We start from the raw sequence: 22,080 nt of genomic DNA, 5'->3' as shown, positions 1-22,080 counted from the left end.
CCCGGCCACCGTACAACTGGTGTGTTACTTCGAATTCTTCCGCGCGGCCTCTGTCCGTTCGACCGCCGCCTTCACGAGGCCGGCGAACAGCGGGTGCGGACGCGTCGGCCGCGAGCGCAGCTCGGGGTGCGCCTGCGTGGCGACCAGATAGGGGTGGACGTCGCGCGGGTACTCCACGTACTCGACGAGCTTGCCGTCCGGCGAGGTGCCCGAGAAGAGGATGCCGGCCTTCTTCTCCAGCTCCGCGCGGTAGGCGTTGTTCACCTCGTAGCGGTGACGGTGCCGCTCCTCGACGTACTCCTTGCCGTCGTACACCTCGCGCACGATGGAGCCCTCGGCCAGCTTCGCCGGGTACATGCCGAGCCGCATCGTGCCGCCCATGTCGCCCTCACCGGCGACGATGTCCATCTGCTCGGCCATCGTGGAGATGACCGGGTGGCCAGTGGCCGGGTCGAACTCGGTGGAGTTGGCGTCCGGGATGCCGGCGAGGTTGCGGGCGGCCTCGATCACGATGCACTGCAGGCCCAGGCACAGACCCAGCAGCGGGATCTTGTTCTCGCGGGCGAAACGGATGGCGCCGACCTTGCCGAGCACGCCGCGGTCGCCGAAGCCGCCGGGGATGCAGATGCCGTCCACGTCGTCGAGCTGGGCCTTGGCGCCGGCCGGGGTCTTGCAGTCGTCCGAGGTGACCCACTTGATCTTGACGCGGGCCTTGTTCGCGAAGCCGCCCGCGCGCAGCGCCTCGGTGACCGAGAGGTAGGCGTCGGGCAGGTCGATGTACTTGCCGACCAGGGCGAGGGTGATCTCGTGGTCGGGGTTGTGGACGCGGTCGAGCAGGTCGTCCCAGGTCGTCCAGTCCACGTCCCGGAACGGCAGGTCCAGCTTGCGTACGACGTAGGCGTCCAGGCCCTCGCCGTGCACGGTCTTCGGGATGTCGTAGATCGAGCGGGCGTCGGGGCAGGCCACGACGGCGGCCTCGTCGACGTCGCACATGAGGGAGATCTTGCGCTTGATCGCGGTGGGCACCTCCCGGTCGCAGCGCAGCACGATCGCGTCCGGCTGGATACCGATGTTCCGGAGGGCCGCGACCGAGTGCTGGGTCGGCTTGGTCTTCAGTTCGCCGGAGGGGCCGATGTACGGCAGCAGCGAGATGTGCACGACGAAGACGTTGTCCCGGCCGACCTCGTGGCGGACCTGGCGGACGGTCTCCAGGAACGGCAGCGACTCGATGTCGCCGACCGTGCCGCCGACCTCGGTGATGACGACGTCCACCTCGTCGGTGGCCATGCGCCGGATGCGGTGCTTGATCTCGTTGGTGATGTGCGGAATGACCTGCACGGTGTCGCCCAGGTACTCGCCGCGCCGCTCCTTGGCGATCACGGTGGAGTACACCTGCCCGGTGGTGACGTTGGCGGAGCCGTCCAGGTCGCGGTCGAGGAAGCGCTCGTAGTGGCCGATGTCCAGGTCGGTCTCGGCGCCGTCGTTGGTGACGAACACCTCACCGTGCTGGAAGGGGTTCATCGTGCCCGGATCGACGTTGAGGTACGGGTCGAGCTTCTGCATCACGACGCGCAGCCCGCGGGCCTTGAGCAGCATGCCCAGGCTGGAGGCGGTGAGGCCCTTGCCGAGCGAGGAGGCGACACCCCCGGTGACGAAGATGTGCTTGGTCGTCGTGGATTTGGGCGTCATGGCCAAGAGGGGGCTCCCGTGGTCGCTGTCTGTCGTGCGGTGCGGCTGCCGGTCCGGACGCTTCCGGGGGTGCCGTCGCTGCGGTTCGGGGGTTCGTCTCCCACCGGTCCACGGGCTACCAGCGTATCAGCGCCCGGGCGGGATGGCTTCCGGCCACGCTCCGCGCCCGGGCCGACACGGAACGCCCGCCACGTGCGCCGACATGGTGCACATCGGTCACATCGTTCTCACCGGCTGGTCACTCGTTCGGCCCACACGGGTTGCCCGGAGCGGCACGCAGATCATCTACGTGCGTCGTATCCTGCTCGGACACTCGCTGCCGAGCCCAGCCGGAACGACGGCACACCCCCGCCTGCATCACCCGGAACGCGAGAGCGCGGCAGTTCGTTGAGCAAGGACTGTCGTGTTGCCTCAGGGCTCGGCGGGCTGCTTTGCTTCACCGCTCAACGACGCACAACAACGACCCCTTGACCGCACTAGCGACAGCCCCCCTGCGCGGGGGTGACGTGGCCGTTCGACTGGAGTTGCACGTGGCCGGGCGCATCGAAGACTACGCACTCATCGGAGACATGCAGACCGCTGCCCTGGTCTGCCGGGACGGCACAGTGGACTGGCTGTGCCTGCCCCGCTTCGACTCGCATGCCATCTTCGCCGGTCTGCTGGGCACCGAGGAGCACGGCTTCTGGCGGCTCGGCCCGGCGCACGCTGCCGACTCACCGCCGCCCTCCGCGGCCCGGCGCACCTACCGCGGCGACTCGCTGATCCTGGAGTCGGAGTGGGACACCCCGCGCGGCACCGTCCGCGTGACGGATTTCATGCCCCCGCGTGACGGCGCCCCGCAGCTGATCCGGATCGTGGAGGGCGTCACCGGCCGGGTACCGATGCGCTCGGCGCTGCGGATGCGGTTCTCCTACGGCCGGGTGGTGCCCTGGGTGCACAAGCACGAGGGCCGGACGGTGGCGGTCGCCGGGCCCGACTCGGTGTGGTTCGACACCGAGGCCGAGACCTACGGCAAGGCGCTGACGACCTACGCCGACTTCACGGTCGCCCCCGGTGACCGGATCGCGTTCACGATCTCGTGGGAGCCCTCGCACAAGGAGCCGCCGGCTCTGCCGGAGCCGGAGCAGTCGCTGGAGGCGACGGAGGACTTCTGGCGCGAGTGGGTCGAGCACTGCACGTACCACGGGCCGTACCGCGAGGCGGTGGTCCGCTCGCTGATCACCCTGAAGGCGCTGACGTACGCCCCCACCGGTGGCATCGTGGCGGCCCCCACCACCTCGCTGCCCGAGGACATCGGCGGCGTCCGCAACTGGGACTACCGGTACACGTGGCTGCGGGACGCGGCGATCACCCTGTCCTCGCTGTTGCGCACCGGCTACCGCGAGGAGGCCCGCGCCTGGCGCGAGTGGCTGCTGCGCGCGGTCGCGGGCGACCCCGAGAACCTGCAGATCATGTACGGCCTCGCGGGCGAGCGGGAGCTGGGCGAGGCCGAGCTGGACTGGCTGCCGGGCTATGAGCAGTCCGCCCCGGTCCGGGTCGGCAACGGCGCCGCGCACCAGCTGCAGCTGGACGTGTACGGCGAGGTCACCGAGGCCCTGCACCTGGCGCACATGACGGGCCTGGCCCGCCACGACTACGCCTCCCTGCTCCAGCTGAAGCTGATCCGCTACCTGGAGGACCACTGGCAGGAGCCGGACGAGGGCATCTGGGAGGTGCGCGGCCCACGCCGGCACTTCGTGCACTCCAAGGTGATGGCCTGGGTGGCGGTGGACCGCACCATCAAGCTGATCGAGTCCGGTGACGCGGACGGCCCGCTGGAGCGCTGGAAGGAACTGCGCGACGACATCCACCGGGACGTGTGCGAGAAGGGCTACGACAAGGAGCGCAACACCTTCACCCAGTCCTACGGCTCCCGGGAGCTGGACGCCTCGCTGCTGCTGATCCCGCAGATGGGCTTCCTGCCTCCGGACGACAAGCGGGTGATCGGCACCATCGAGGCGATCCAGCGCGAGCTGTCGACCCCGGACGGGTTCATCCTGCGGTACCCGACGGAGGGCCAGGACGAGGGCGTCGACGGCCTGCCGGGCGACGAGGGCGCCTTCCTGGCCTGCTCGTTCTGGATGGCGGACGACCTGGCGATGATCGGCCGGGTGGACGAGGCCCGCAAGCTGTTCGAGAGGCTCCTCGCGCTGCGCAACGACCTCGGTCTGCTCGCCGAGGAGTGGGACCCGCGCCTGCAGCGCCAGGTCGGCAACTTCCCGCAGGCCTTCAGCCATGTTCCGCTGATCGACACCGCACTGCGGCTGACGGCGTCGGGGGCGTACGGCGGCTGAGCGCGCCCGGGTGACCGTGGCCGCCCAGGGTCGGTCCGGCGGATCGGAGCGGCCCCGGGGCAACGGTGTCCTGTCAGCTCGCAGGGGCGTGCCATGGCCAGCGATGGCGGTGTGAGCCGCCGGACAGGCCCTAGGCTGGAGGCGGACCCAGCCCCTTTCCGGAAGGGGGCGGCCATGGCTTCCCTCTCGAAGGCGGGCGCGGCTCTCGCCGCGCTCCGCGAGGATCTGGTCGGCGACGTGCTCGCGCCGGGGGATCCGGGTTACGACGAGGCCCGTGTCGTCTTCAACGCGCTGATCGACCGGCGTCCGGCCGTGATCGCCCAGTGCGCGGACGCGACCGACGTGGTCCGTGCGGTGCGGTTCGGGCGGGAGCTGGACCTGCCGATCGCGGTGCGGGGTGGCGGGCACGGCGTGGCCGGCACGGCCCTGGGCGACGGCGCGCTCGTGGTGGACCTGCGCCGCATGCATCACGTGACCGTGGACCCCGCGGCCGAGGCGGTCCGGGTCGAGGGCGGCGCCACCATGAGCCATCTGGACCGGGCCACCCAGCCGTACGGCCTCGCGACCACCGGCGGCCGGGCCTCCACGACCGGCGTCGGCGGTTTCGTCCTCGGTGGCGGCACCGGCTGGCTGGACCGCGCCTTCGGCCTCGCCGTCGACAACCTCCTCGGTGTGGAGCTGGTGACCGCCGACGCCGAGCGGGTGCACGCGAACGCCGACGAGAACCCGGAGCTGTTCTGGGCGCTGCACGGGGGCGGCGGCAACTTCGGCGTCGCCACGGCGCTCACCCTGGAGCTGCACGAGCTGCCGGAGTTCGCCATCGCCCTGCTGCTGTACCTGCCGAAGTTCGGCCCGGACGCGGTGCGCGTCTTCCGTGAGGTCATCACCGCCGGACCCGACGAGGTGGGCGGCGCGGTGCTGTATCTGACCGGTCCGCCCGAGGAGTTCGTACCGCCGGAGCTGGTGGGCGAGCTGGTGTGCGCGGGGCTGCTGACCTACGCGGGCGGCGAGGACGACCTGCGCAAGCTGGCCGAGCCGCTGCTGGCGCTGCCGCACGAGGTGGAGCTGGTCGGCGACATGCCCTACGCGGACCTGCAGTGCATGCTGGACTTTCCGCCGGGCCTGCGCAACTACTGGTCGGCGGAGTACCTGACCGGCCTGCCCGACGAGCTGGTGGACGTCTTCTGCGCCCGTGCCGAGAGCATGCCGGTGCCGACCCCCACCCAGCACCTCGCCTTCCCGCAGGGAGGCGCGATCGCCGCCGGTCCGCACGAGTACCCGGTGCCGTACCGGGACGCGCCCTGGGCGGTGCATCCCTTCGCCATCTGGGACGACCCGGGCGACGACGGGCGGGCGGTGGCCTGGGTGCGGGACGTCCGCGCGGCCGTACGGCCGTGGAGCACGGGTGCCGTGTACCTGAACTTCATCGGCGAGGAGGGCGCCGACCGGGTGCGGGCGGGCCTGGGCGCCGGGAACCTGCTGCGGCTGGAGAAGGTGAAGCGGAAGTACGACCCCGACAACGTCTTCCGGTTCAACCACAACATCCGGCCGATATAGCCGGGGCCCACGCTGTCGTCCGGGCGTTTGCGCAGGTAGCGTCCGCTGCATGGACAGCGGTACGGACAGCAGACTCGCCACTCAGGGCGCCGGGATCACCGTGCAGCGGGCGCTGGAGCTGCCGGGGCTGCGCAGCGGGCTCCCGGAGATCCTGGCCGGGGCCGACCGGCTGGGGCGCACCGTGCGCTGGGTGCACGCGGGCGAGGTACCGAACATCGCCTCGCTGCTCAAGGGCGGCGAGCTGCTGCTCACCACGGGATACGGCCTGGGCACCCGCCCCGCCGAGCAGCGGGCGTTCGTGCGCACGCTGGCCGAACGCGGGATCGCCGCGCTGGTGGTGGAGCTGGGCCCGCGCTTCGCCCGGCTGCCCGCCGCCCTGGTGGACACCGCCCGCAGCGCGGGGCTGCCGCTGGTCCAGCTGCACCGCGAGGTACCGTTCGTGACCGTCACGGAGGAGATCCACACCGAGATCGTCAACGGCCACTACGCGCTGCTGCAGCGGGCGGAGGAGGTCCATCGCCGTTGTACCGAGGCCCTGTTGGGCGGGGGTGGGGTGCCGCAGGTGCTGGGCATCCTGGCCGACTTCAGCGGCAACCCGGTGTTCCTGGAGACGGCGGACGGCCGGCTGCTGTACGCCGCCGGGTCCGGTCCCGAGGGCGCGGATCCGTTGCAGGTGTGGGAGGGGCTGCGTGGTCCGCACAAGGACGCGCCGCCGCCCGGCGGTTCGGTGCTCGTGGACGTGCCCGGCGGCGGGCCCGGCGCGGGGCCGGGGTCGGTACGGGCCCGGCTGGTGCTGCTGCCGGTCCGCTCGCCGCTGGCTCCGGTGCACCGCATCGCCGCCGAGCGGGCCGCGGGCATCCTGGCCGTGGTGCTGATGCAGGCCCGGCAGGAGGAGGAGCTCGCGGCACGTGGCCGCGGCGACTTCCTCACCGACCTCGCCGAGGGCCGCATCACCGCGGACGACGCCCCGGCGCAGGCCCGGGTCCTCGGCTTCAAGCCCGGCGACAGCCCGCTGTTGCCGGTCGTCATGCGGGTCGGGGACTCCCTCTCACCCGGCGGGGGCTGGGCGGTGCTGGCCAGGGCGGTCGCCGAGGAGCTGGCCGCGGTGGGCGTGCCGGTGCTGCTGGGCGTGCGGCCGGTCGAGGGCCGGGTGCCGGTGCTGCTCGGGCTGCGCTCGGAGTCCGAGCGGTCGGCGGTCGCCGACCGGGTGGCGGCCGCGCTGCGGGCGGGCGTCGAGCGGGCCGGGATGCGCCGGCCGGGCGCGCCGCCGCCGGTGGTGGTGGCCGGGGTGGCCGGCGGCTGGGCGGCCGCGTCGGCGGGACTGCGGCACGCGGCGGAGACGGCGACGGCGGCGCAGGGCCTGCCCGACCGGCCCTGGTACGACGCCCGCCGTCTCGACATCGACCTGCTGCTGTGGCGGCTGCGCGACCACCCGGACCTGGCGGCCTTCGTGGACCGCGCGATCGGTCCGCTGCGCGACCACGACCACCGCTCCAAGCCGCCGCTGCTGCCCACCCTGGAGACCTACCTGGCGCACGCGGGCCGCAAGGCGGAGACCGCCCGCGAGCTGCACCTCAACCGTCAGACCCTCTACAACCGCCTCGCCCGCATCGGAGAGTTGCTGGGCACCGACCTCGACGACCCGCAGACCGTACTGGCGTTGAGCCTCGCCCTGCGGGCCCGTCGGCACGTGCCCTAGACAGGTCCTAGGCCAGCGGCCTCGGCTGGGTCAACTCGTCGTAGACGTTGAGCACTTGGGCGACGGTTTCGTCCTCCGTCGGCCAGGTCGCCGCCTGCCGTGCACCCCATTGCCGCAGCTGCTCCCGCCGCTCCGGATCGGCGAGCAGCCGTACGACGGCGTCCGCGAGCGACTCCGCGTCGCCGTACGGGACGAGTTCGGCCGCGTCCCCGACGAGGTCCGGGATGCCGCCGACGCGCGTCGCGACGAGCGGTACCCGCGCGTGCAGCGCCTCCTGGGCGAGGACGGACCGCGACTCCCAGCTACTGGTCAGCAGAGCCAGGTCGGCGGCCGTGAGCAGCTCGGGCACGTCCTCGCGCCGCCCGACGAGCCGCACCGGCAGCTCCTCGTTCTCGATCCGTCGCTGCAGCACCGGCCGCAGCGGCCCCTCCCCCGCGACGACGACCAGCGGTACCGGGTTCAGGTCCCGCCAGGTCCGGGCGGCGTCCAGCAGGACGTCGTAGCCGCGCTGCCGGTCGAGGGAGCCGACCGCCATGAGCAAGGGGCGTCCGGTGGCTCCGAGTTCGGCGCGGATCTTGGGCCGCAGCCGGTCGGGGTCGTCGTGGTCGACGGGCCGACGCCGCCCGGGCAGGGCCACGGCCGCGAGCCGGGCGTCCCGCGCCCCCGTCCGGCGCGCCCGGTCCACCAGGTCGGAGGTGGTGCCGAGCACCACCGCGGCCGTCCGCACCACGCGCCGCTCCAGCAGCCGCAGCAGGTGCGCCCGGGCGCCCTCCGCCCGGGCCCGGTTGTGCCAGGTGACCACCAGCGGGGTGCGGCGCCCGCTGAGCGCCAGCACGGCACGGAAGGAGGCGTGCAGCCCGTGGGCGTGCACCAGGTCGGCGTCCGCGCAGGCCGCCCGGAGCGCGGCCACGGAGGCCGGGTCGCTGCTGCGTGGCACGTGCACATGGTCGGCGCCGGTACCGGTGAAGTCGTAGGCGTGGTCGGCCTCGACGGGGGCGCACACCGTGACCCGCACGCCCCGGGCGACGAGCCCCTCGGCCAGGGAGCGTACGTGCGCGCTGCTGCCGGCGTTGCCTCCGCCCAGCACCTGCACGGTGCGCAGCGGCGACTGGCCGTGCGGTGCGTTGCTGCTCACGGGGCTCACGGGGCCGGGGCTCCTGACTCGGGCGCGGGCGGTCACGAAGAAACGTACAGAAGGTAGCGGGCTCAGAGGGGCGGAAGGACGTACCGCGTGCCTCCCGCACAACGGGGTGGGACCCGCCACCCGCCCTGCGTTCAACCCGCCACCCGCCCTGCGCTCGACCCGCCACCCGCCCTGCGCTCAACCCACCACCCGCCCTGCGCTCCCCGCCAAGCATGCCAGGCCCTCCGGCCGTTCCGGGAAATCCGGGGAGGCGCACAGCGCGGCGGGCCGCAGCAGTGCGCCGGAGCACGTCACCCACACGGGTGAGGCACAGCGCGGCTCGACCGAACCCAGTCAGCACCCGTACCGCGAGGTCACAGGCGCAGATCCCGCGCCCACGCGCTCACCCGGTCGCCGCACGCCGCGGCCGCTACCACCGCGGCGGCGTGCGCCACCAGCCCCGCGCGCCGGTTGCACACGACCACGGCGGCACCGAGCGCCGCCCCGAGGGCGTGCGCACCCACGTCACCGATCATCACGCGCTCCCCGAGGTCGTCGGGAAGCACGGCCGCGGCACCGCCCAGGGCGGCCGCGGTCAGTTCCCCGCCCGGCCCCTTCCGCAACAGCCCGGGCGCCCCGAGCACGAGCACCGCACCGGCCGCACGCCCCGGGCGTACGTCGACCAGGTTCACGAAGTGCGCGGCCCCGGCGATCACGACACCCGCCAGCACCCTGTCGACCGGCCGCTCCTTCATCAGGGCCCCCGCCACCAGCCCGGCGGTCGAGATGCCGAACAGTTTGACGGCCCCACTGGTGACTTCACCGTCCCGCAACGCGCCGAGATGCGCCCGGAAACCGCGCCGGTGATCCCCCGCGACGTCGTCGTACGCCCCGCACACCCCGGCGGCCGGCACCGCGAGCCCGGCGCCGGGGTGGACCCGGGCGGCGGCCACCGCCGTGGCGAGCGCGGAGGCCGGCCCCGCGTACAGCCCGACGGACCGCCCGGCGTGGTTCTTCCGCTCCCATGGCCCGCGCCCGCCGGGCGGGTTGGCGCGCAGGAGCGCCTGCCCGGCCCGGGTGAGCACGGCGGACAGCAGGAACGAGTCAGGGCTACGGACGCGGTCGATCATCGCGCCGGCGTCACAGATCCGCGCGGGCGGTGGCCAGCAGCTCCTCCGCGTGCGCCCGGGCCGTCTCGGAATCCTCCTGGCCGGCCAGCATCCGGGACAGCTCGCGGACCCGTTCCTCGCCCTCCAGGACCTTCACGCCGGAGCGGGTGACCGAGCCGTCGTCGGTCTTCTCGACCAGCAGCTGACGGTCGGCGAAGGCGGCGACCTGGGGCAGGTGGGTGACCACGACGACCTGTGCGGTCCTGGCGAGCTTCGCGAGACGTCGGCCGATCTCCACCGCGGCCTTGCCGCCGACGCCTGCGTCCACCTCGTCGAAGAGGTACGTCGGCACCGGGTCGGTGCCCGCGAAGACGACCTCCACGGCCAGCATCACGCGGGACAGCTCACCGCCGGAGGCGCCCTTGGCGATGGGCCGAGGCGGCGCGCCCGGGTGCGGCGCGAGCAGCAGTTCGACCTCGTCCACGCCCGAGGGCCCGTACGCGACCGTGCGCCCGCCGACCTCGACGCCCTCGGGGTCCTCGGTCTGCCGGATGTCGAAGGACACGCGCGCGTGGGGCATCGCCAGCGAGGCCAGCTCGGCGGTCACCGCGGCCGCGAACCGCTCGGCGGCCTCCGTCCGCGCGTCCGTCAACGCCTGGGCCAGACCGCCCAGTTCGGTGCGCAGGGCGTCCCGCTCCGCGGTCAGCTCGCCGATCCGCTCGTCGTCGCCGTCCAGTTCTGTGAGTCGCGCGGCACTCTGCTCGGCCCAGGCGAGGACCGCGTTGACGTCGTCTCCGTACTTGCGGGTGAGGCCGCCGAGCGCGGCCCTGCGCTCCTCCACGGCGGCCAGCCGCAGCGGATCGGCGTCCAGATCGTCGGCGTAGCCCGCCAGCTCACCGGCCACGTCACCGAGCAGGATCCCGATCTCACCGATCCGGTCGGCGAGGGAGGCGAGCGCGGGATCGTGCGAGCGGACGGCCTCCAGGGCCCGGTGCGCGCCCGCGACGAGCGTCGAGGCGTCGATGCCCTCGGGGTCCTCGGGATTGCCCGCGAGAGCGGCGTGCGCGGCGGTGGCGGCGGACGACAGCGCCTCGGCATGCCCGAGCCGCTCCGCCTCCTCGGCCAGCTCCACGTCCTCCCCGGCCCGCGGCTCCACTGCGGCGATCTCCTCGAGCCCGTACCGGAGCATGTCGGCTTCCTGGGCCCGCTCACGCGCGCGCGTGACGATCTCCTCCAGCTCGGCGGCAACGGCCCGCAGCCGCCGGTAGTCCTCGGTGTACTTGGCCAGCGGCACGGCGACGGCATCGCCCGCGTACCGGTCCAGGGCCTGCCGCTGCCGGGACAGCTTCAGCAGCCCCTGCTGGTCGGTCTGGCCGTGCACGGCCACCAGGTCGTCGGCCAGCTCGGCGAGCAGCCCCACGGGCACACTGCGCCCGCCCAGGTGCGCCCGCGAGCGGCCCTCGGCGGAAACGGTACGGCTGATCAGCAGGGCGCCGTCGTCCAGCTCGGCCCCGGCCTCCTCGGCGCGTGCGACGGCGGCGGCACCCGCGGGGACGGCGATCCGCCCCTCCACGACCGCCTTCCCGGCGCCGATCCGCACGAGCGCCGGGTCCGCACGCCCACCGAGCAGCAGCCCCAGGCTGGTGACCACCATGGTCTTGCCCGCACCCGTCTCACCAGTGACGGCGGTGAACCCCGGCGACAACTCGACGACGGCATCGTCGATGACCCCGAGCGACCGTATCCGCATCTCCTCCAACACGGAACAGACCATACGAGGTCCGGGGCGGGGAGTGCACATGGGCCGCCCATGTCACTCCGGCGAGTGGTCCTGCTCGAGGGGCGCGGGGAACCGCGCGACCGGCCCCGGCCGGCCGGCACCCGCCGACGAACCGCGACCAACCCCCACGAACCGCTGGTGCTGTGACCGGAAAGGTTTGCCGCAAAGCTCGCGGCGTCCGGTGCTGGGGGCACCTCCCACGCCGTTCAGGCAGTGGGGGAGCATCGCAAGGCGGAGCATCGCCCGCGTACTGGATGTACTCGGGTGATGCGACAACGCGGCGAGGTGCCGTGCCGGGCGTCGCGAGCCGGTGAACCCTTCCGGTCACAGCACCTAGTGAGGCGCCCCCCGCCACCCGGAAACGGGCAACGCGAACTTGGCCACCAGCCGATCCGTGAACGAAGCGTGATGCAACCGAGCCAGCCGCACCGGCACGGCCCCCCGCCGCACCTCCACCCGCGCCCCGGGCGGGAGCTCGACGGTCCGCCGCCCGTCGCACCACAGCACGCCGGGCGGGACATGAGGCAGAACCTCCACAGCCAGGACCGAATTCGGTGACGTGACCAGTGGCCTCGCGAACAGCGCATGTGCGGAGATCGGCACCATCAGCAGCGCCTCCACCTCGGGCCACACCACAGGCCCCCCGGCGGAGAACGCGTACGCCGTGGACCCGGTGGGCGTGGACAGCACGATCCCGTCGCACCCGAACCCCGTCACCGGGCGGCCGTCGATCTCCAGCACGACTTCCAGCAGCTTCTCGGCGCCGGCCTTCTGTACGGCCGCCTCGTTCAGCGCCCAGTCCGTGTGCACGATGTCCCCGTTGCGGTGCACGACGACGTCGACGGTCATCCGCTCCTCGACCTCGTAGGACCGCGCCACCACCCGGTCGACCACCCGATCGAGGTCGTCCCGCTCGGCCTCCGCAAGGAACCCCACCCGTCCGAGGTTGACGCCGAGCATCGGCACCCCCGACGCCCGGGCGAACTCCGCGCCGCGCAGCAGCGTGCCGTCGCCGCCGAGCACGATCAGCAGCTCACAGCCGTCGAGGCACTGTGGCGTCGCCTCCTTGACCAGCTCCACCTCGTCGGGCAGCGGCAGGTCGCACGCCTCCTCCTCCAACACCCGCACCCCGATGCCGTGCCGCAGCAGCCCCTTGACCACCAGCTCCGCACTGCGGATGGCCGCGGGCCGCCCGGTGTGGGCGAGCAGGAAAACAGTACGCGCTCGGTTCTGTGTCAACGCGGCCCCTCCGCCACTGCTCGGTCGACGTCGGCCGGGTCCAGTTCGGGGGCGCCGGCCCGCAGCCAGAGAAAGTACTCGACATTGCCCGAGGGACCGGGCAGCGGGCTGGCGGTGACCCCACGCACGCCGAGCCCCAGCTCCCAGGCCTTCTCGGCCACCCCGCGCACGGCCTCCGCCCGCAGCTGCGGACTCCGTACGACACCCCCGCTGCCGAGCCGCTCCTTCCCCACCTCGAACTGCGGCTTGACCATCATCACCAGGTCGGCGTCCGGCTTCACGCACCGCTTCAGGGCGGGCAGCACCAGCCCGAGCGGGATGAAGGACAGATCCCCCACGACAAGATCCACAGGCTCCCCATCGATCGCCTCAAGCGTCAACTCGCGTACGTTCGTACGGTCCTTGACGGTGACGCGTTCATCGTTTCGGAGGGACCAGGCAAGTTGGCCGTATCCGACGTCCACGGCGACGACGTGCGCGGCGCCCGCGCGCAGCAGGACGTCGGTGAAGCCGCCGGTGGACGCGCCGGCGTCCAGCGCGCGCCGGCCCTCGACCACGAGCCCCTGCGGTACGAAGACCTCCAGCGCACCGGCGAGTTTGTGGCCGCCGCGCGACACGTAGTCCGGGTCGCCGGCGTCTGCCTCGACCACGATCGCCGCCGCGGTCTCCACCTGCGTGGCCGGCTTGGTCGCCACGGTCCTGCCGACGGTGACCCGCCCAGCGGCGATCAGCTGACCGGCGTGCTCGCGCGAGCGCGCGAGCTTCCGGCGGACCAGCTCCGCGTCCAGACGGCGGCGTGCGACTCCTGCCACGGTGGGTTCAGCTCCTGCTCTGGTGGTACGACGATCGAAGGGTGCGACCCGAAGGGTCTCATTGGGGGGCGGCGGTCGGGTGACGGGTGGGAGCCGGAGGTCCCGGGCGGGCGTCGAGCGCGGTGAGCGCGTCGCGCAGCCCCCCGTGTACATCCTCGTACACCTCGAGATGGCCGTCGGTGGCGAGGTGGTCGGCGTCGGCCAGCCGCTCCAGCTGGGCGTCGACCTCCGCGTTGCCGGTGGGCGCGCGCGGGACGTGCAGGGGTGCCGGGGCGGCGGGGTCGTACTCGGGCTCGGCCTCGGTGACGACCTGTTCCCCGGTCCCCTCGGTTTCCTCGGTGTCGTCGGACACGGACTCGCTCATGCCCAGACGCTACCCCGAACCGCTGGGGTACCGTCGGTGGCGATGGCCACGATCGAGGAGTGCCGCACCGCGCTGGGAAAACTCTCGGACACCATGCAGGGCACCGAGGGCGACGCCCGGGCCGCCGCCGCGCTGGACCGCTCGGTGAGCTGCCACATCACCGACCTGGACGTCACCTTCGTGGGCCGGATGACCGGCGGCCGGATCGAGGTCGACGAGACCCACCCGGGGCCACCGCGCGAGAAGGCGCAGATCGGGCTCGCCCTGGCCGGCGACGACCTGGTGGCCCTGGTGGACGGCGAACTGAACTTCGCGACCGCCTGGGGCAAGGGCCGGGTGAAGCTGGAGGCGACCCTGCTGGACCTGTTCCGGCTCAGGAAGCTGCTGTGAGCCTCGCCCTGCGCGCGGCCGGAACGACCAGCGGGGTCCCGGTCTCGGGGTCGTCGATGATCCGGCAGCGCAGCCCGAAGACCTCCTCCACCAACTCGGCCGTGACGATGTCGTTCGGGGCGCCCTCGGCGATCACCTGGCCGCCGCGCAGGGCGATGAGGTGGGTGGCGTACCGGGCGGCGTGGTTGAGGTCATGAAGGACGGCGACCAGGGTGCGGCCCTGGGCCTCGTGCAGCTCCGCGCACAGGTCGAGGACGTCGATCTGGTGCTGGATGTCGAGGTAGGTGGTCGGCTCGTCCAGGAGCAGCAGTGGGGTCTGCTGGGCGAGCGCCATGGCGATCCACACGCGCTGGCGCTGGCCGCCGGACAGCTCGTCCACGTACCGGTCGGCGAGTTCCGCGACGCCGGTCTGTGCCATGGACTCCCGGACGATCCGCTCGTCGTCGGCGGACCACTGCCGCAGGATGCCCTGGTGCGGGTAGCGGCCGCGCGCGACGAGGTCGGCGACGGTGATCCCGTCCGGCGCGATGGACGACTGCGGCAGCAGGCCGAGGGTCCGCGCGACCTTCTTCGCGGGCATCGACCGGATGACCTGCCCGTCCAGCAGCACCCGGCCCCGGATCGGCTTCAGCGTCCGCGACAGCGCCCGCAGCAGCGTCGACTTGCCGCACGCGTTCGGGCCGACGATCGCCGTGAAGGAGTGGTCGGGGATCTCCACCGACAGCTGTTCGGCGATGACATGCTGGTCGTAGGCGAGGGTGACGTTCTCGGCGGACAGGCGGTGCACGGTGCTCCTTCGGTTGTTCGTCGCGCTGCCGGCGGTCATATCCGGCCCGCCCTGCGCTCGGTGACCAGCAGCCACAGCAGATAGGCACCTCCGAGGACACCGGTGACCACGCCCACGGGCAGCTGGTCGGCGCCGAAGGCGCGCTGCGAGGCCCAGTCGGCGGTGACCAGCAGGGCGGCGCCCATGCACAGGGAGGGCACCAGGTTGGGCCCGGGCGAGCGGGTCAGGCGCCGGGCGAGCTGCGGCGCGGTGAGCGCCACGAAGCCGACGGGTCCCGCGGCGGCGGTGGCGGCGGCGGTGAGCAGGACGGCGCAGACCATCAGCACCAGCCGTACGCGCTGTACGCGCACCCCGAGGGCGTTCGCGACGTCGTCGCCCATCTCCATCATCCTGAGGCCCGGCGCGTTGGCGAGGACGAGCGGCACGAGGAGGACGCACAGCCAGAGCAGCGGCCAGACCTGCTGCCAGTCACGGCCGTTGAGGGACCCCGTCATCCACACCACCGCACGGGCCGCGTCGACGAGGTCGGCCTTGGTGAGCAGGTAGCCGTTGACCGCGGTGACGATCGCGGAGACACCGATGCCGACCAGGACCAGCCGGTAGCCGTGCACGCCCTGCTTCCAGGCGAGCAGATAGATGGCGAATCCGGTCACCAGGCCGCCGATCAGCGCGCCGACGGTGACCTGCGTGGCACTGCCGGACATCAGCACGATCACGATCAGCGCGCCCGCCGTCGAGCCCTGCGAGAGGCCGAGCACGTCCGGGCTGCCCAGCGGGTTGCGGGAGACGGCCTGGAACAGGGCACCGCCGAGGCCGAGCGCGGCGCCGACCAGCAGGCCGACCAGGACGCGCGGCAGGCGCAGTTCGTGGACGATGAAGTGCTGGTAGGCCGTACCGTTCCCGGCGAGCGTCCTGAGGACGTCGGCGGCCGGGATCTCGGCGTCGCCGGTGCCGATCAGCGCCACGCCGGCGGCGAGCGCGGCGGCCAGCAGCAGAGCGACGACGATCAGCGCGCGGACGTCCAGGCGCAGACAGAGCCCTCCGGGGGCGCGTACGGCACGGCTCCTGGTGGGTGTCTTCACAGCTTGGCCGTCCTCCGCCGCCGTACGAGAAGGATGAAGACCGGGCCGCCGATGATCGCGGTGACGATGCCGACCTGGAGCTCCGAGGGGCGGGCGACGACCCGGCCGATGACGTCGGCGCCGAGCAGCAGCACGGGCGACAGAACCGCCGCGTACGGCAGGATCCAGCGCAGGTCGGGGCCGGTGAAGGAGCGCACCGCGTGCGGGACCATCAGACTGACGAAGACGATCGGACCGCAGGCGGCCGTCGCGGCACCGCACAGCACGGTCGCGGCCAGCATGGCCAGGGCTCGGGTACGGCCCAGGTGCGCGCCGAGGGCACGGGCCGTGTCGTCGCCCATCGCGACGGCGTTCAGCGGCCGGGCGAGGGCGAGCGCGAGGACCGTGCCGACCGCGAGGAACGGCAGCACCTGCAGGACGGTCGAGTCCGTGGCCGAGGCGAGTGAACCCACCGTCCAGAAGCGCATCCTGCCCAGCGCCGCATCGTCCATGATCATCGCGGCCTGGAGATAGCCGTACAGGGCGGCACTGATCGCCGTACCGGCGAGTGCCAGCCGCACCGGCGTGGCGCCCCGGCTTCCGCCGAGGAACCACACCAGCGCGCCGATCGCCGCCGCACCGCCGAAGGCGAACCACACATAGCCGGTGAGGCTGGTGACCCCGAAGTAGGTGACGGCCGTGACGACGGCGGCGGAGGCGCCGGCGTTGATGCCGAGCAACCCCGGGTCGGCGAGCGGATTGCGGGTGAGCGCCTGCAGCACCGCCCCGGACAGGCCGAGCGCGGCACCGGCCAGCAGACCGAGGACGGTGCGCGAGAGCCGCTCGTCGACGACGACGTCGCCGTAGGTCCCCGTGTCGTGGAACAGGCCGTGCCCGACCTGGTCCAGCGACAGCGCCTTGGCCCCGATCGCGATGCTCGCCAGGGCGAGGAGCACCAGGACCGCGACGGAGAGGATGAGCCCAAGGGCCCTTGGCACCCGGCGGGTTGGGGGCGCGGGGGCGGTCCGCGCGCGCGGTTCCGTAGGACTGTCGACCAACACAAGGTTAGGTTAGCCTACCCTCGCATTCGACTTCGATCCTGCGGCTCCTGTGACGTGTCGCTGCCCGTCAGAGCCCGAGTCTGGCCAGCGCCTTGCCCGCCTCCAGCTCACAGGAACCGTCCCCGGCCGCCGTCCAGGCCGCAGCGCACAGGGCGCGCAGCCCGTCGAGCGCCTCACCCTCGCCCTCCAGCTCCAGCCGGTCCGCACCGGCGGTCGCCGTCCAGCCCGCGCAGCAAAAGCCCTCGCCCTTCCGGGTGATTTCGGGCTGGCCGGTAAGCAGGCCCCGCAGATCGGCGTCCACATACGTCGGCCGGTGCCGCGGCGGCGCCGCGAGCAGCTGGGGGCCGTCCGTGACGCCGGTCAGCACCAGCAGCGAGTCCACCCCGCCGTTGAACGCGCCCTCGATGTCCGTGTCCAGCCGGTCCCCGACCACCAACGGCCGCTTCGCGCCCGTCCGCAGAATCGTCTCCCGGTGCATGGGCGGCAGCGGCTTGCCCGCCACCTGCGGCTCCCCGCCCGTCGCGATACGGACGACCTCCACGGCCGCCCCGTTGCCCGGCGCGATCCCCCGCCCGCTGGGAATCGTCAGGTCGGTGTTGGACGCGAACCACGGCACCCCTCGCGCCACGGCGTACGACGCCTCCGCGAACCGCCCCCATGGCAGATCGGGCCCGCCGTACCCCTGCACCACCGCCGCCGGATCGTCGTCCGCCGACTCCACCGGCGTCAGGCCGCGCTCGCGCAGCGCCACCCGCAGCCCCTCACCACCGATCACCAGCACCCGCGCCCCGGTCGGCACCTGCTCGCTGATCAGCCGCGCGACCGCCTGCGCCGACGTGATGACGTCGCCCGCACCCGTGGGTATCCCCAGCTCCGTCAGGTGCTCCGCCACGGCGTCCGGCGGGCGCATCGCGTTGTTGGTGACGTAGGCCAAATGCATCCCGCCCGCACGCGCGTGGGCCAGCGAGTCGACGGCGTGCGCGATCGCGTTCCCGCCGGCGTACACCACCCCGTCCAGATCGAGCAGCGCCGTGTCGTACGCCTCGCTCAGGGGCTGCCCACTGCCCTCGGGCTTCGTCCTGACGCCCTGGCTCATTCCACATCGCTCCTCGTTCGACCGTCTTTCCCTCGATCATCCCCCACACCCCTGACACACGTACGATGCCGGGATGAAGACTGCAGGTCACTCGGAAGCAACAGCGCGCCGAGGCCTGGAACTCACCCCGTTCCGTGGCCTTCGTTACGACCCCGACCGGGTCGGCAGCCTGGCCGCCGTCACCTCCCCTCCCTACGACGTCGTGGTCCGCCCCGACGGCCTGCACCACCTCCAGTCAGCCGACCCGTACAACATCGTCCGCCTGATCCTCCCCCAGGCCGGCACCCCCGACGCCCGCAACGAACAGGCGGCCGACACCCTGCGCCGCTGGCTCGCCGAGGGCGTCCTGACCGCCGACACGGACCCCGCCCTGTACGTGTACGAGCAGCGGGACGGCAACGGCATGCTCCAGCGCGGCGTCATCGGCGCCCTGCGCGTGTCGGACCCCTCCGAGGGCGTGGTGCTCCCGCACGAGGACGTCATGCCGCCGGTGGTCGCCGACCGGGCGGCCCTGATGCGCGCCACCCGCGCCAACCTGGAACCCCTGCTGCTGACCTACCGCGGCAACGGCACGGCGGCCGAGGTCGTCGAACACACCGCCGAGCTGCCCCCGCTGCTGGCCACGACCACCGAAGACGGCTTCCACCACCGCCTGTGGGCAGTCACCGACCCCGCCGACGTGAACCGGATCCAGTCCGACCTGGTTCACCACCAGGCCCTCATCGCCGACGGCCACCACCGCTGGGCCACCTACCGGCGGCTGCGCGCTGAGCACCCCTCGCCGAGCCCCTGGGACCACGGCCTGGTCCTCCTGGTCGACACCGCCCGCTACCCGCTGCGCGTCCGGGCCATCCACCGCCTGCTGCACGGCCTGCCGGTCACGGACGCGCTGGCCGCCCTGGACGGCCTGTTCCGGGTACGACATCTCGACAAGCCGCTGCCCGAGGCCCTGGAGGCACTGGCGGACGCGGCCTGCGCGGGCAACGCCTTCCTGCTGGCCGGCGACGGCGCCTTCCACCTCATCGACCGCCCGGACCCGGACCTGCTGGCCCGCACCGTCCCCACGGACCGCCCGGCCGCCTGGCGCTGCCTGGACGCCACCGTCCTGCACGCGACGCTCCTCGACCACGTCTGGCACATCCCCGAGGACTCCCCGGCCCACATCGCCTACATCCACGACACGACGGCCACGGTCGAGAAGGCCGAACGCGACGGCAGTACGGCGGTCCTGCTGCACCCCGTCCACGAGGAGGTCGTACGCGACCTGGCCCGCCAGGGCGTGACGATGCCCCGCAAGTCGACGTCGTTCGGCCCCAAGCCGGCGTCGGGACTGGTGCTGCGGGCGCTGGAGATCTGATCCGGCGCATACGAAAGGGCGGGACCCCTGGGGTCCCGCCCTTCGTCACCTCGTCACCCGAACGGGTCAGTCCTTGCCGTCCTGCTCGGAGGCGTCCGTGGCGTCGGCGTTCTCTCCGCGCTCACCGTCCGGCTCCTTCTCGCTGTCGGCCTCGCCTTCGCCCTCGTTCACGCCCTCGTTCACGCCCTCGCCCTCGCTCCCGCCCTCGTTCTCGTCGAGGGCGTCGACGAACTCCACGCCGTCCAGCTCGGCGAGCCGGTCGGAGGCGTCCGTGCTGCCGTCCCGGTCGGCCTCCACGGCCTTCGCGAACCACTCCCGCGCCTCGTTCTCCCGGCCGGCGGCCAGCAGGGCGTCGGCGTAGGCATAACGCAGACGGGCGGTCCACGGCTGGACGGAGTTGGAGGCCAGCTCCGGGCTCTGCAGGGTCACGATGGCCGCGTCCAGCTGCCCCATGTCACGCCGGGCACCGGCGGCGACGAGCCGCATCTCGACCTGCCCGGCCTTGTCCAGCTTGTGCACCTCGGGGGCACCGGCCATGTCCAGCGCCTTCTCCGGCCGCCCGAGCCCACGCTCGCAATCGGCCATCACCGGCCACAGTTCCACGGTCCCGGTCATGCGCCGCGCGGCCCGGAACTCGGCCAGGGCCTCGCTGTACTTCTGGTTGGCGTAAGCGGCGAACCCGGCGGCCTCGCGCACGGCGGCCACGCGGGACGCCAGGCGCAGGGCCACCTTGGAGTAGCCGTAGGCGCCCTCAGGGTCCTCGTCGATGAGGCGCGCGACCATCACCAGGTTCTTCGCGACGTCTTCGGCGAGCGTCTTGGGCAGGCTCTGCAGCTCCTGCCGGACGTCCCTGTCGATCTCGTCACCGGTGACGTCCTCCGGGATCGGCAGCCGCTTGATCGGCTCCCGGTCCCGGTCGCGCTCGTCGCGGACACGGCCGCCACCACGCCGGTCGTCCCGGCCCCGGAAGCCACCGGTACCCGGCCGACCACCACGGTCGTCCCGGCGGAAGTCGCCCCGGTCGTCGCGACGGGGGCCACGACCGCGGTCGTCCCGACCACGGAAGCCGCCGCGGTCGCCGCGGTCTCCCCGGTCGTCACGCCGGAAGTCACCGCGGTCACGACGCTCGCCACGGTCATCGCGCCGGAAGTCACCGCGGTCGCCACGGTCATCACGGCGGAAGCCGCCCTGGTCGCCGCGGGCGCCTCGGTCGTCACGGCGGAAGCCGCCCTGGTCGCCGCGGGCGCCTCGGTCATCGCGCCGGAAGTCACCGCGGTCGCCACGGTCATCACGGCGGAAGCCGCCCTGGTCGCCGCGGGCGCCTCGGTCGTCACGGCGGAAGCCACCCTGGTCGCCGCGGGCGCCTCGGTCGTCACGGCGGAAGCCACCCTGGTCGCCGCCACGGTTGTCCCGCCGGAAGTCACCGCGGTCGCCACGGTCGTCACGGCGGAAGCCGCCACGGCGGTCGTCCCGACGGTCATCACGCCGGGAGTCGGAACGTTCACCGCCACGGCGGAACCCGGAGTCACCTTCACGGCGGTCGTCGCGGCCTCGGAAGCCACTCTGCTCGCCACGGTCGTCGCGCCGGAAGCCGCCACGCTCACCGCGGTCGTCCCGCCGGAAGTCACCTCGGGCGCCACGGTCGTCACGACGGAAGCCGCCACGCTCACCGCCACGGCGGTCGTCGCGGTCGTCGCGAGGGAAGCCGCCGCGGTCGTCACGGCCCCGGTAACCGCCACGGTCATCGCGGTCGCCCCGGTCACGGTCGTCCCGGCGGCCGGAGCCACCGCGTTCGTCGTCACGGCGGAAGCCGCGCCGGTCGTCGTCGCGTCGCTCACCGCGGTGGTCACGCCGGTCGTCGTCACGGCGGAAGGAGGGCCGGTCGCCGCCGCGGTCGTCACGGCGGAAGGAGGGCCGGTCGCCGCCGCGGTCGTCACGGCGGAAGGAGGGCCGGTCGCCGCCGCGGTCGTCGCGACGGAAGCCGCTGCGGTCGTCACGTCGGGAGTCACCGCGGTCACCTCGGTCGTCACGGCGGCCGTAACCACCGCGGTCGCCGCGGTCCCGGTCCTCGCGCCGGCCGTAGCCGCCACGATCGCCGCCGCGGTCCTGCCCCCGCTCGCCGCCACGGCGCGGACCGCCACTGTAGCCACCACGATCACCGCGGTCACCACTGTCCCGTCGCCGCTGGTCGCGCTCCGGTCGATCGTCGGGAGAGTTGGTGGACATCGGTGACTCCTGTCTTCGGTACCGCAAGCATTGTAAAAACGAAAGGACCCCTGGTCCCAGCTGAACGCTGGTGACCAGGGGTCCTTCCAAAGATTGTTCGGCGGCGTCCTACTCTCCCACAGGGTCCCCCCTGCAGTACCATCGGCGCTGTGAGGCTTAGCTTCCGGGTTCGAAATGTAACCGGGCGTTTCCCTCACGCTATGACCACCGAAACCCTAATGGTTTCGAGCGAACAAGCACACTCTTCAATTGTGACCACATGTTCGGCTCAAAGCCGGCAACCGTTCGTTGCCTCAGAACATACACAGTGAACGCGAGCATCAATGGACAAGCCCTCGGCCTATTAGTACCAGTCAACTCCACCCGTTACCGGGCTTCCATATCTGGCCTATCAACC

At 72.8% G+C, this 22,080-nt stretch carries 17 protein-coding genes and 2 rRNA genes; 5 read left to right on the top strand and 14 right to left on the bottom strand.

The features are described 5' to 3' along the window. Positions 1–24: 24 nt before the first annotated feature. Positions 25–1,689, bottom strand: a complete 1,665-nt coding sequence (locus ACFZDC_RS17340) for a CTP synthase (RefSeq protein WP_391324601.1) — start codon at positions 1,687–1,689, stop codon at positions 25–27. 530 nt (positions 1,690–2,219) lie between these two features. On the opposite strand from ACFZDC_RS17340, the gene ACFZDC_RS17335 reads away from it, so the two are divergent. The 3 genes from ACFZDC_RS17335 to ACFZDC_RS17325 all read left to right on the top strand — a co-directional run bounded on the left by ACFZDC_RS17335 (position 2,220) and on the right by ACFZDC_RS17325 (position 7,278). Beyond that, positions 2,220–4,022 carry a glycoside hydrolase family 15 protein gene (locus ACFZDC_RS17335; protein WP_391325093.1) on the top strand — a complete coding sequence of 601 codons (1,803 nt, stop codon included), beginning with the start codon at positions 2,220–2,222 and terminating at the stop codon, positions 4,020–4,022. Positions 4,023–4,196: 174 nt separating this feature from the next. Beyond that, the gene (locus ACFZDC_RS17330; RefSeq protein ID WP_391324599.1) at positions 4,197–5,579 is read left to right on the top strand and encodes an FAD-binding protein; all 1,383 of its coding nucleotides are present in this window, start codon (positions 4,197–4,199) and stop codon (positions 5,577–5,579) included. Positions 5,580–5,628: 49 nt separating this feature from the next. Next, complete coding sequence (locus ACFZDC_RS17325) at positions 5,629–7,278, top strand: PucR family transcriptional regulator ligand-binding domain-containing protein (protein WP_391324598.1); 1,650 nt, start codon at positions 5,629–5,631, stop codon at positions 7,276–7,278. Between the two features lie 7 nt (positions 7,279–7,285). Here the strand turns inward: ACFZDC_RS17325 and ACFZDC_RS17320 are convergent, their stop codons facing one another. From ACFZDC_RS17320 to ACFZDC_RS17295, 6 genes are all read right to left on the bottom strand, one after another. Beyond that, entirely contained in the window at positions 7,286–8,422 is a 1,137-nt protein-coding gene (locus tag ACFZDC_RS17320; RefSeq protein ID WP_391324596.1) for a glycosyltransferase, read from the bottom strand. Positions 8,423–8,775: 353 nt separating this feature from the next. Continuing rightward, a complete protein-coding gene (locus tag ACFZDC_RS17315) occupies positions 8,776–9,531 on the bottom strand; it encodes a hypothetical protein (protein ID WP_391324595.1) in 756 nt (251 codons plus the stop codon). Between the two features lie 10 nt (positions 9,532–9,541). Beyond that, the gene (gene recN, locus ACFZDC_RS17310) at positions 9,542–11,284 is read right to left on the bottom strand and encodes a DNA repair protein RecN (RefSeq protein ID WP_391324593.1); all 1,743 of its coding nucleotides are present in this window, start codon (positions 11,282–11,284) and stop codon (positions 9,542–9,544) included. Between the two features lie 339 nt (positions 11,285–11,623). After that, on the bottom strand, positions 11,624–12,529 hold the full coding sequence (locus tag ACFZDC_RS17305; RefSeq protein WP_391324591.1) for an NAD kinase: 906 nt from the start codon (positions 12,527–12,529) through the stop codon (positions 11,624–11,626). Then, the gene (locus ACFZDC_RS17300) at positions 12,526–13,341 is read right to left on the bottom strand and encodes a TlyA family rRNA (cytidine-2'-O)-methyltransferase (protein WP_391324589.1); all 816 of its coding nucleotides are present in this window, start codon (positions 13,339–13,341) and stop codon (positions 12,526–12,528) included. The genes ACFZDC_RS17305 and ACFZDC_RS17300 overlap by 4 nt, the downstream gene beginning before the upstream one ends. A 58-nt stretch (positions 13,342–13,399) precedes the next feature. Further along, positions 13,400–13,705 (bottom strand): hypothetical protein, encoded by a 306-nt coding sequence (locus tag ACFZDC_RS17295; RefSeq protein WP_391324587.1) that lies wholly within the window; start codon positions 13,703–13,705, stop codon positions 13,400–13,402. A gap of 42 nt (positions 13,706–13,747) precedes the next feature. On the opposite strand from ACFZDC_RS17295, the gene ACFZDC_RS17290 reads away from it, so the two are divergent. Next, on the top strand, positions 13,748–14,095 hold the full coding sequence (locus ACFZDC_RS17290; RefSeq protein WP_391324585.1) for a sterol-binding protein: 348 nt from the start codon (positions 13,748–13,750) through the stop codon (positions 14,093–14,095). Here the strand turns inward: ACFZDC_RS17290 and ACFZDC_RS17285 are convergent. The 4 genes from ACFZDC_RS17285 to ACFZDC_RS17270 all read right to left on the bottom strand — a co-directional run bounded on the left by ACFZDC_RS17285 (position 14,079) and on the right by ACFZDC_RS17270 (position 18,100). Next, positions 14,079–14,921 carry an ATP-binding cassette domain-containing protein gene (locus ACFZDC_RS17285; protein WP_391324583.1) on the bottom strand — a complete coding sequence of 281 codons (843 nt, stop codon included), beginning with the start codon at positions 14,919–14,921 and terminating at the stop codon, positions 14,079–14,081. The two genes, ACFZDC_RS17290 and ACFZDC_RS17285, sit on opposite strands and share 17 nt — an antisense overlap. After that, positions 14,918–15,964 carry an iron chelate uptake ABC transporter family permease subunit gene (locus ACFZDC_RS17280; protein WP_391324581.1) on the bottom strand — a complete coding sequence of 349 codons (1,047 nt, stop codon included), beginning with the start codon at positions 15,962–15,964 and terminating at the stop codon, positions 14,918–14,920. Before ACFZDC_RS17280 ends, ACFZDC_RS17285 begins: the two co-directional genes overlap by 4 nt. Continuing rightward, positions 15,961–17,004, bottom strand: a complete 1,044-nt coding sequence (locus tag ACFZDC_RS17275) for an iron chelate uptake ABC transporter family permease subunit (protein ID WP_391324579.1) — start codon at positions 17,002–17,004, stop codon at positions 15,961–15,963. The genes ACFZDC_RS17280 and ACFZDC_RS17275 overlap by 4 nt, the downstream gene beginning before the upstream one ends. Before the next feature lie 67 nt (positions 17,005–17,071). Then, on the bottom strand, positions 17,072–18,100 hold the full coding sequence (locus tag ACFZDC_RS17270) for an HAD-IIA family hydrolase (RefSeq protein WP_391324578.1): 1,029 nt from the start codon (positions 18,098–18,100) through the stop codon (positions 17,072–17,074). Between the two features lie 73 nt (positions 18,101–18,173). On the opposite strand from ACFZDC_RS17270, the gene ACFZDC_RS17265 reads away from it, so the two are divergent. Beyond that, entirely contained in the window at positions 18,174–19,457 is a 1,284-nt protein-coding gene (locus ACFZDC_RS17265) for a DUF1015 family protein (protein ID WP_391324576.1), read from the top strand. Between the two features lie 66 nt (positions 19,458–19,523). On the opposite strand, the gene ACFZDC_RS17260 is transcribed toward ACFZDC_RS17265, so the two are convergent. From ACFZDC_RS17260 to ACFZDC_RS17250, 3 genes are all read right to left on the bottom strand, one after another. Further along, positions 19,524–20,348 (bottom strand): hypothetical protein, encoded by an 825-nt coding sequence (locus tag ACFZDC_RS17260; protein WP_391325091.1) that lies wholly within the window; start codon positions 20,346–20,348, stop codon positions 19,524–19,526. A gap of 1,430 nt (positions 20,349–21,778) precedes the next feature. After that, positions 21,779–21,895 (bottom strand): 5S ribosomal RNA (gene rrf, locus ACFZDC_RS17255). A 111-nt stretch (positions 21,896–22,006) separates the two neighbouring features. Then, positions 22,007–22,080 (bottom strand): 23S ribosomal RNA (locus ACFZDC_RS17250); the annotation flags it as partial.

This window comes from Streptomyces sp. NPDC007905 (assembly GCF_042959345.1).
GTDB lineage: Bacteria > Actinomycetota > Actinomycetes > Streptomycetales > Streptomycetaceae > Streptomyces.
Note: the sequence above shows the minus strand (reverse complement) of the source record. Positions and strands in the feature narration are given on the sequence as shown.

What these genes read in the sequence shown, in the direction of transcription:
- ACFZDC_RS17340 (WP_391324601.1), bottom strand. Translation starts at nt 1,689, where the DNA reads ATGACGCCCAAATCCACGACGACCAAGCACATCTTCGTCACCGGGGGT.
- ACFZDC_RS17330 (WP_391324599.1), top strand. Translation starts at nt 4,197, where the DNA reads ATGGCTTCCCTCTCGAAGGCGGGCGCGGCTCTCGCCGCGCTCCGCGAG.
- ACFZDC_RS17325 (WP_391324598.1), top strand. Translation starts at nt 5,629, where the DNA reads ATGGACAGCGGTACGGACAGCAGACTCGCCACTCAGGGCGCCGGGATC.
- ACFZDC_RS17315 (WP_391324595.1), bottom strand. Translation starts at nt 9,531, where the DNA reads ATGATCGACCGCGTCCGTAGCCCTGACTCGTTCCTGCTGTCCGCCGTG.
- recN (WP_391324593.1), bottom strand. Translation starts at nt 11,284, where the DNA reads ATGGTCTGTTCCGTGTTGGAGGAGATGCGGATACGGTCGCTCGGGGTC.
- ACFZDC_RS17295 (WP_391324587.1), bottom strand. Translation starts at nt 13,705, where the DNA reads ATGAGCGAGTCCGTGTCCGACGACACCGAGGAAACCGAGGGGACCGGG.
- ACFZDC_RS17290 (WP_391324585.1), top strand. Translation starts at nt 13,748, where the DNA reads ATGGCCACGATCGAGGAGTGCCGCACCGCGCTGGGAAAACTCTCGGAC.
- ACFZDC_RS17285 (WP_391324583.1), bottom strand. Translation starts at nt 14,921, where the DNA reads ATGACCGCCGGCAGCGCGACGAACAACCGAAGGAGCACCGTGCACCGC.
- ACFZDC_RS17270 (WP_391324578.1), bottom strand. Translation starts at nt 18,100, where the DNA reads ATGAGCCAGGGCGTCAGGACGAAGCCCGAGGGCAGTGGGCAGCCCCTG.
- ACFZDC_RS17265 (WP_391324576.1), top strand. Translation starts at nt 18,174, where the DNA reads ATGAAGACTGCAGGTCACTCGGAAGCAACAGCGCGCCGAGGCCTGGAA.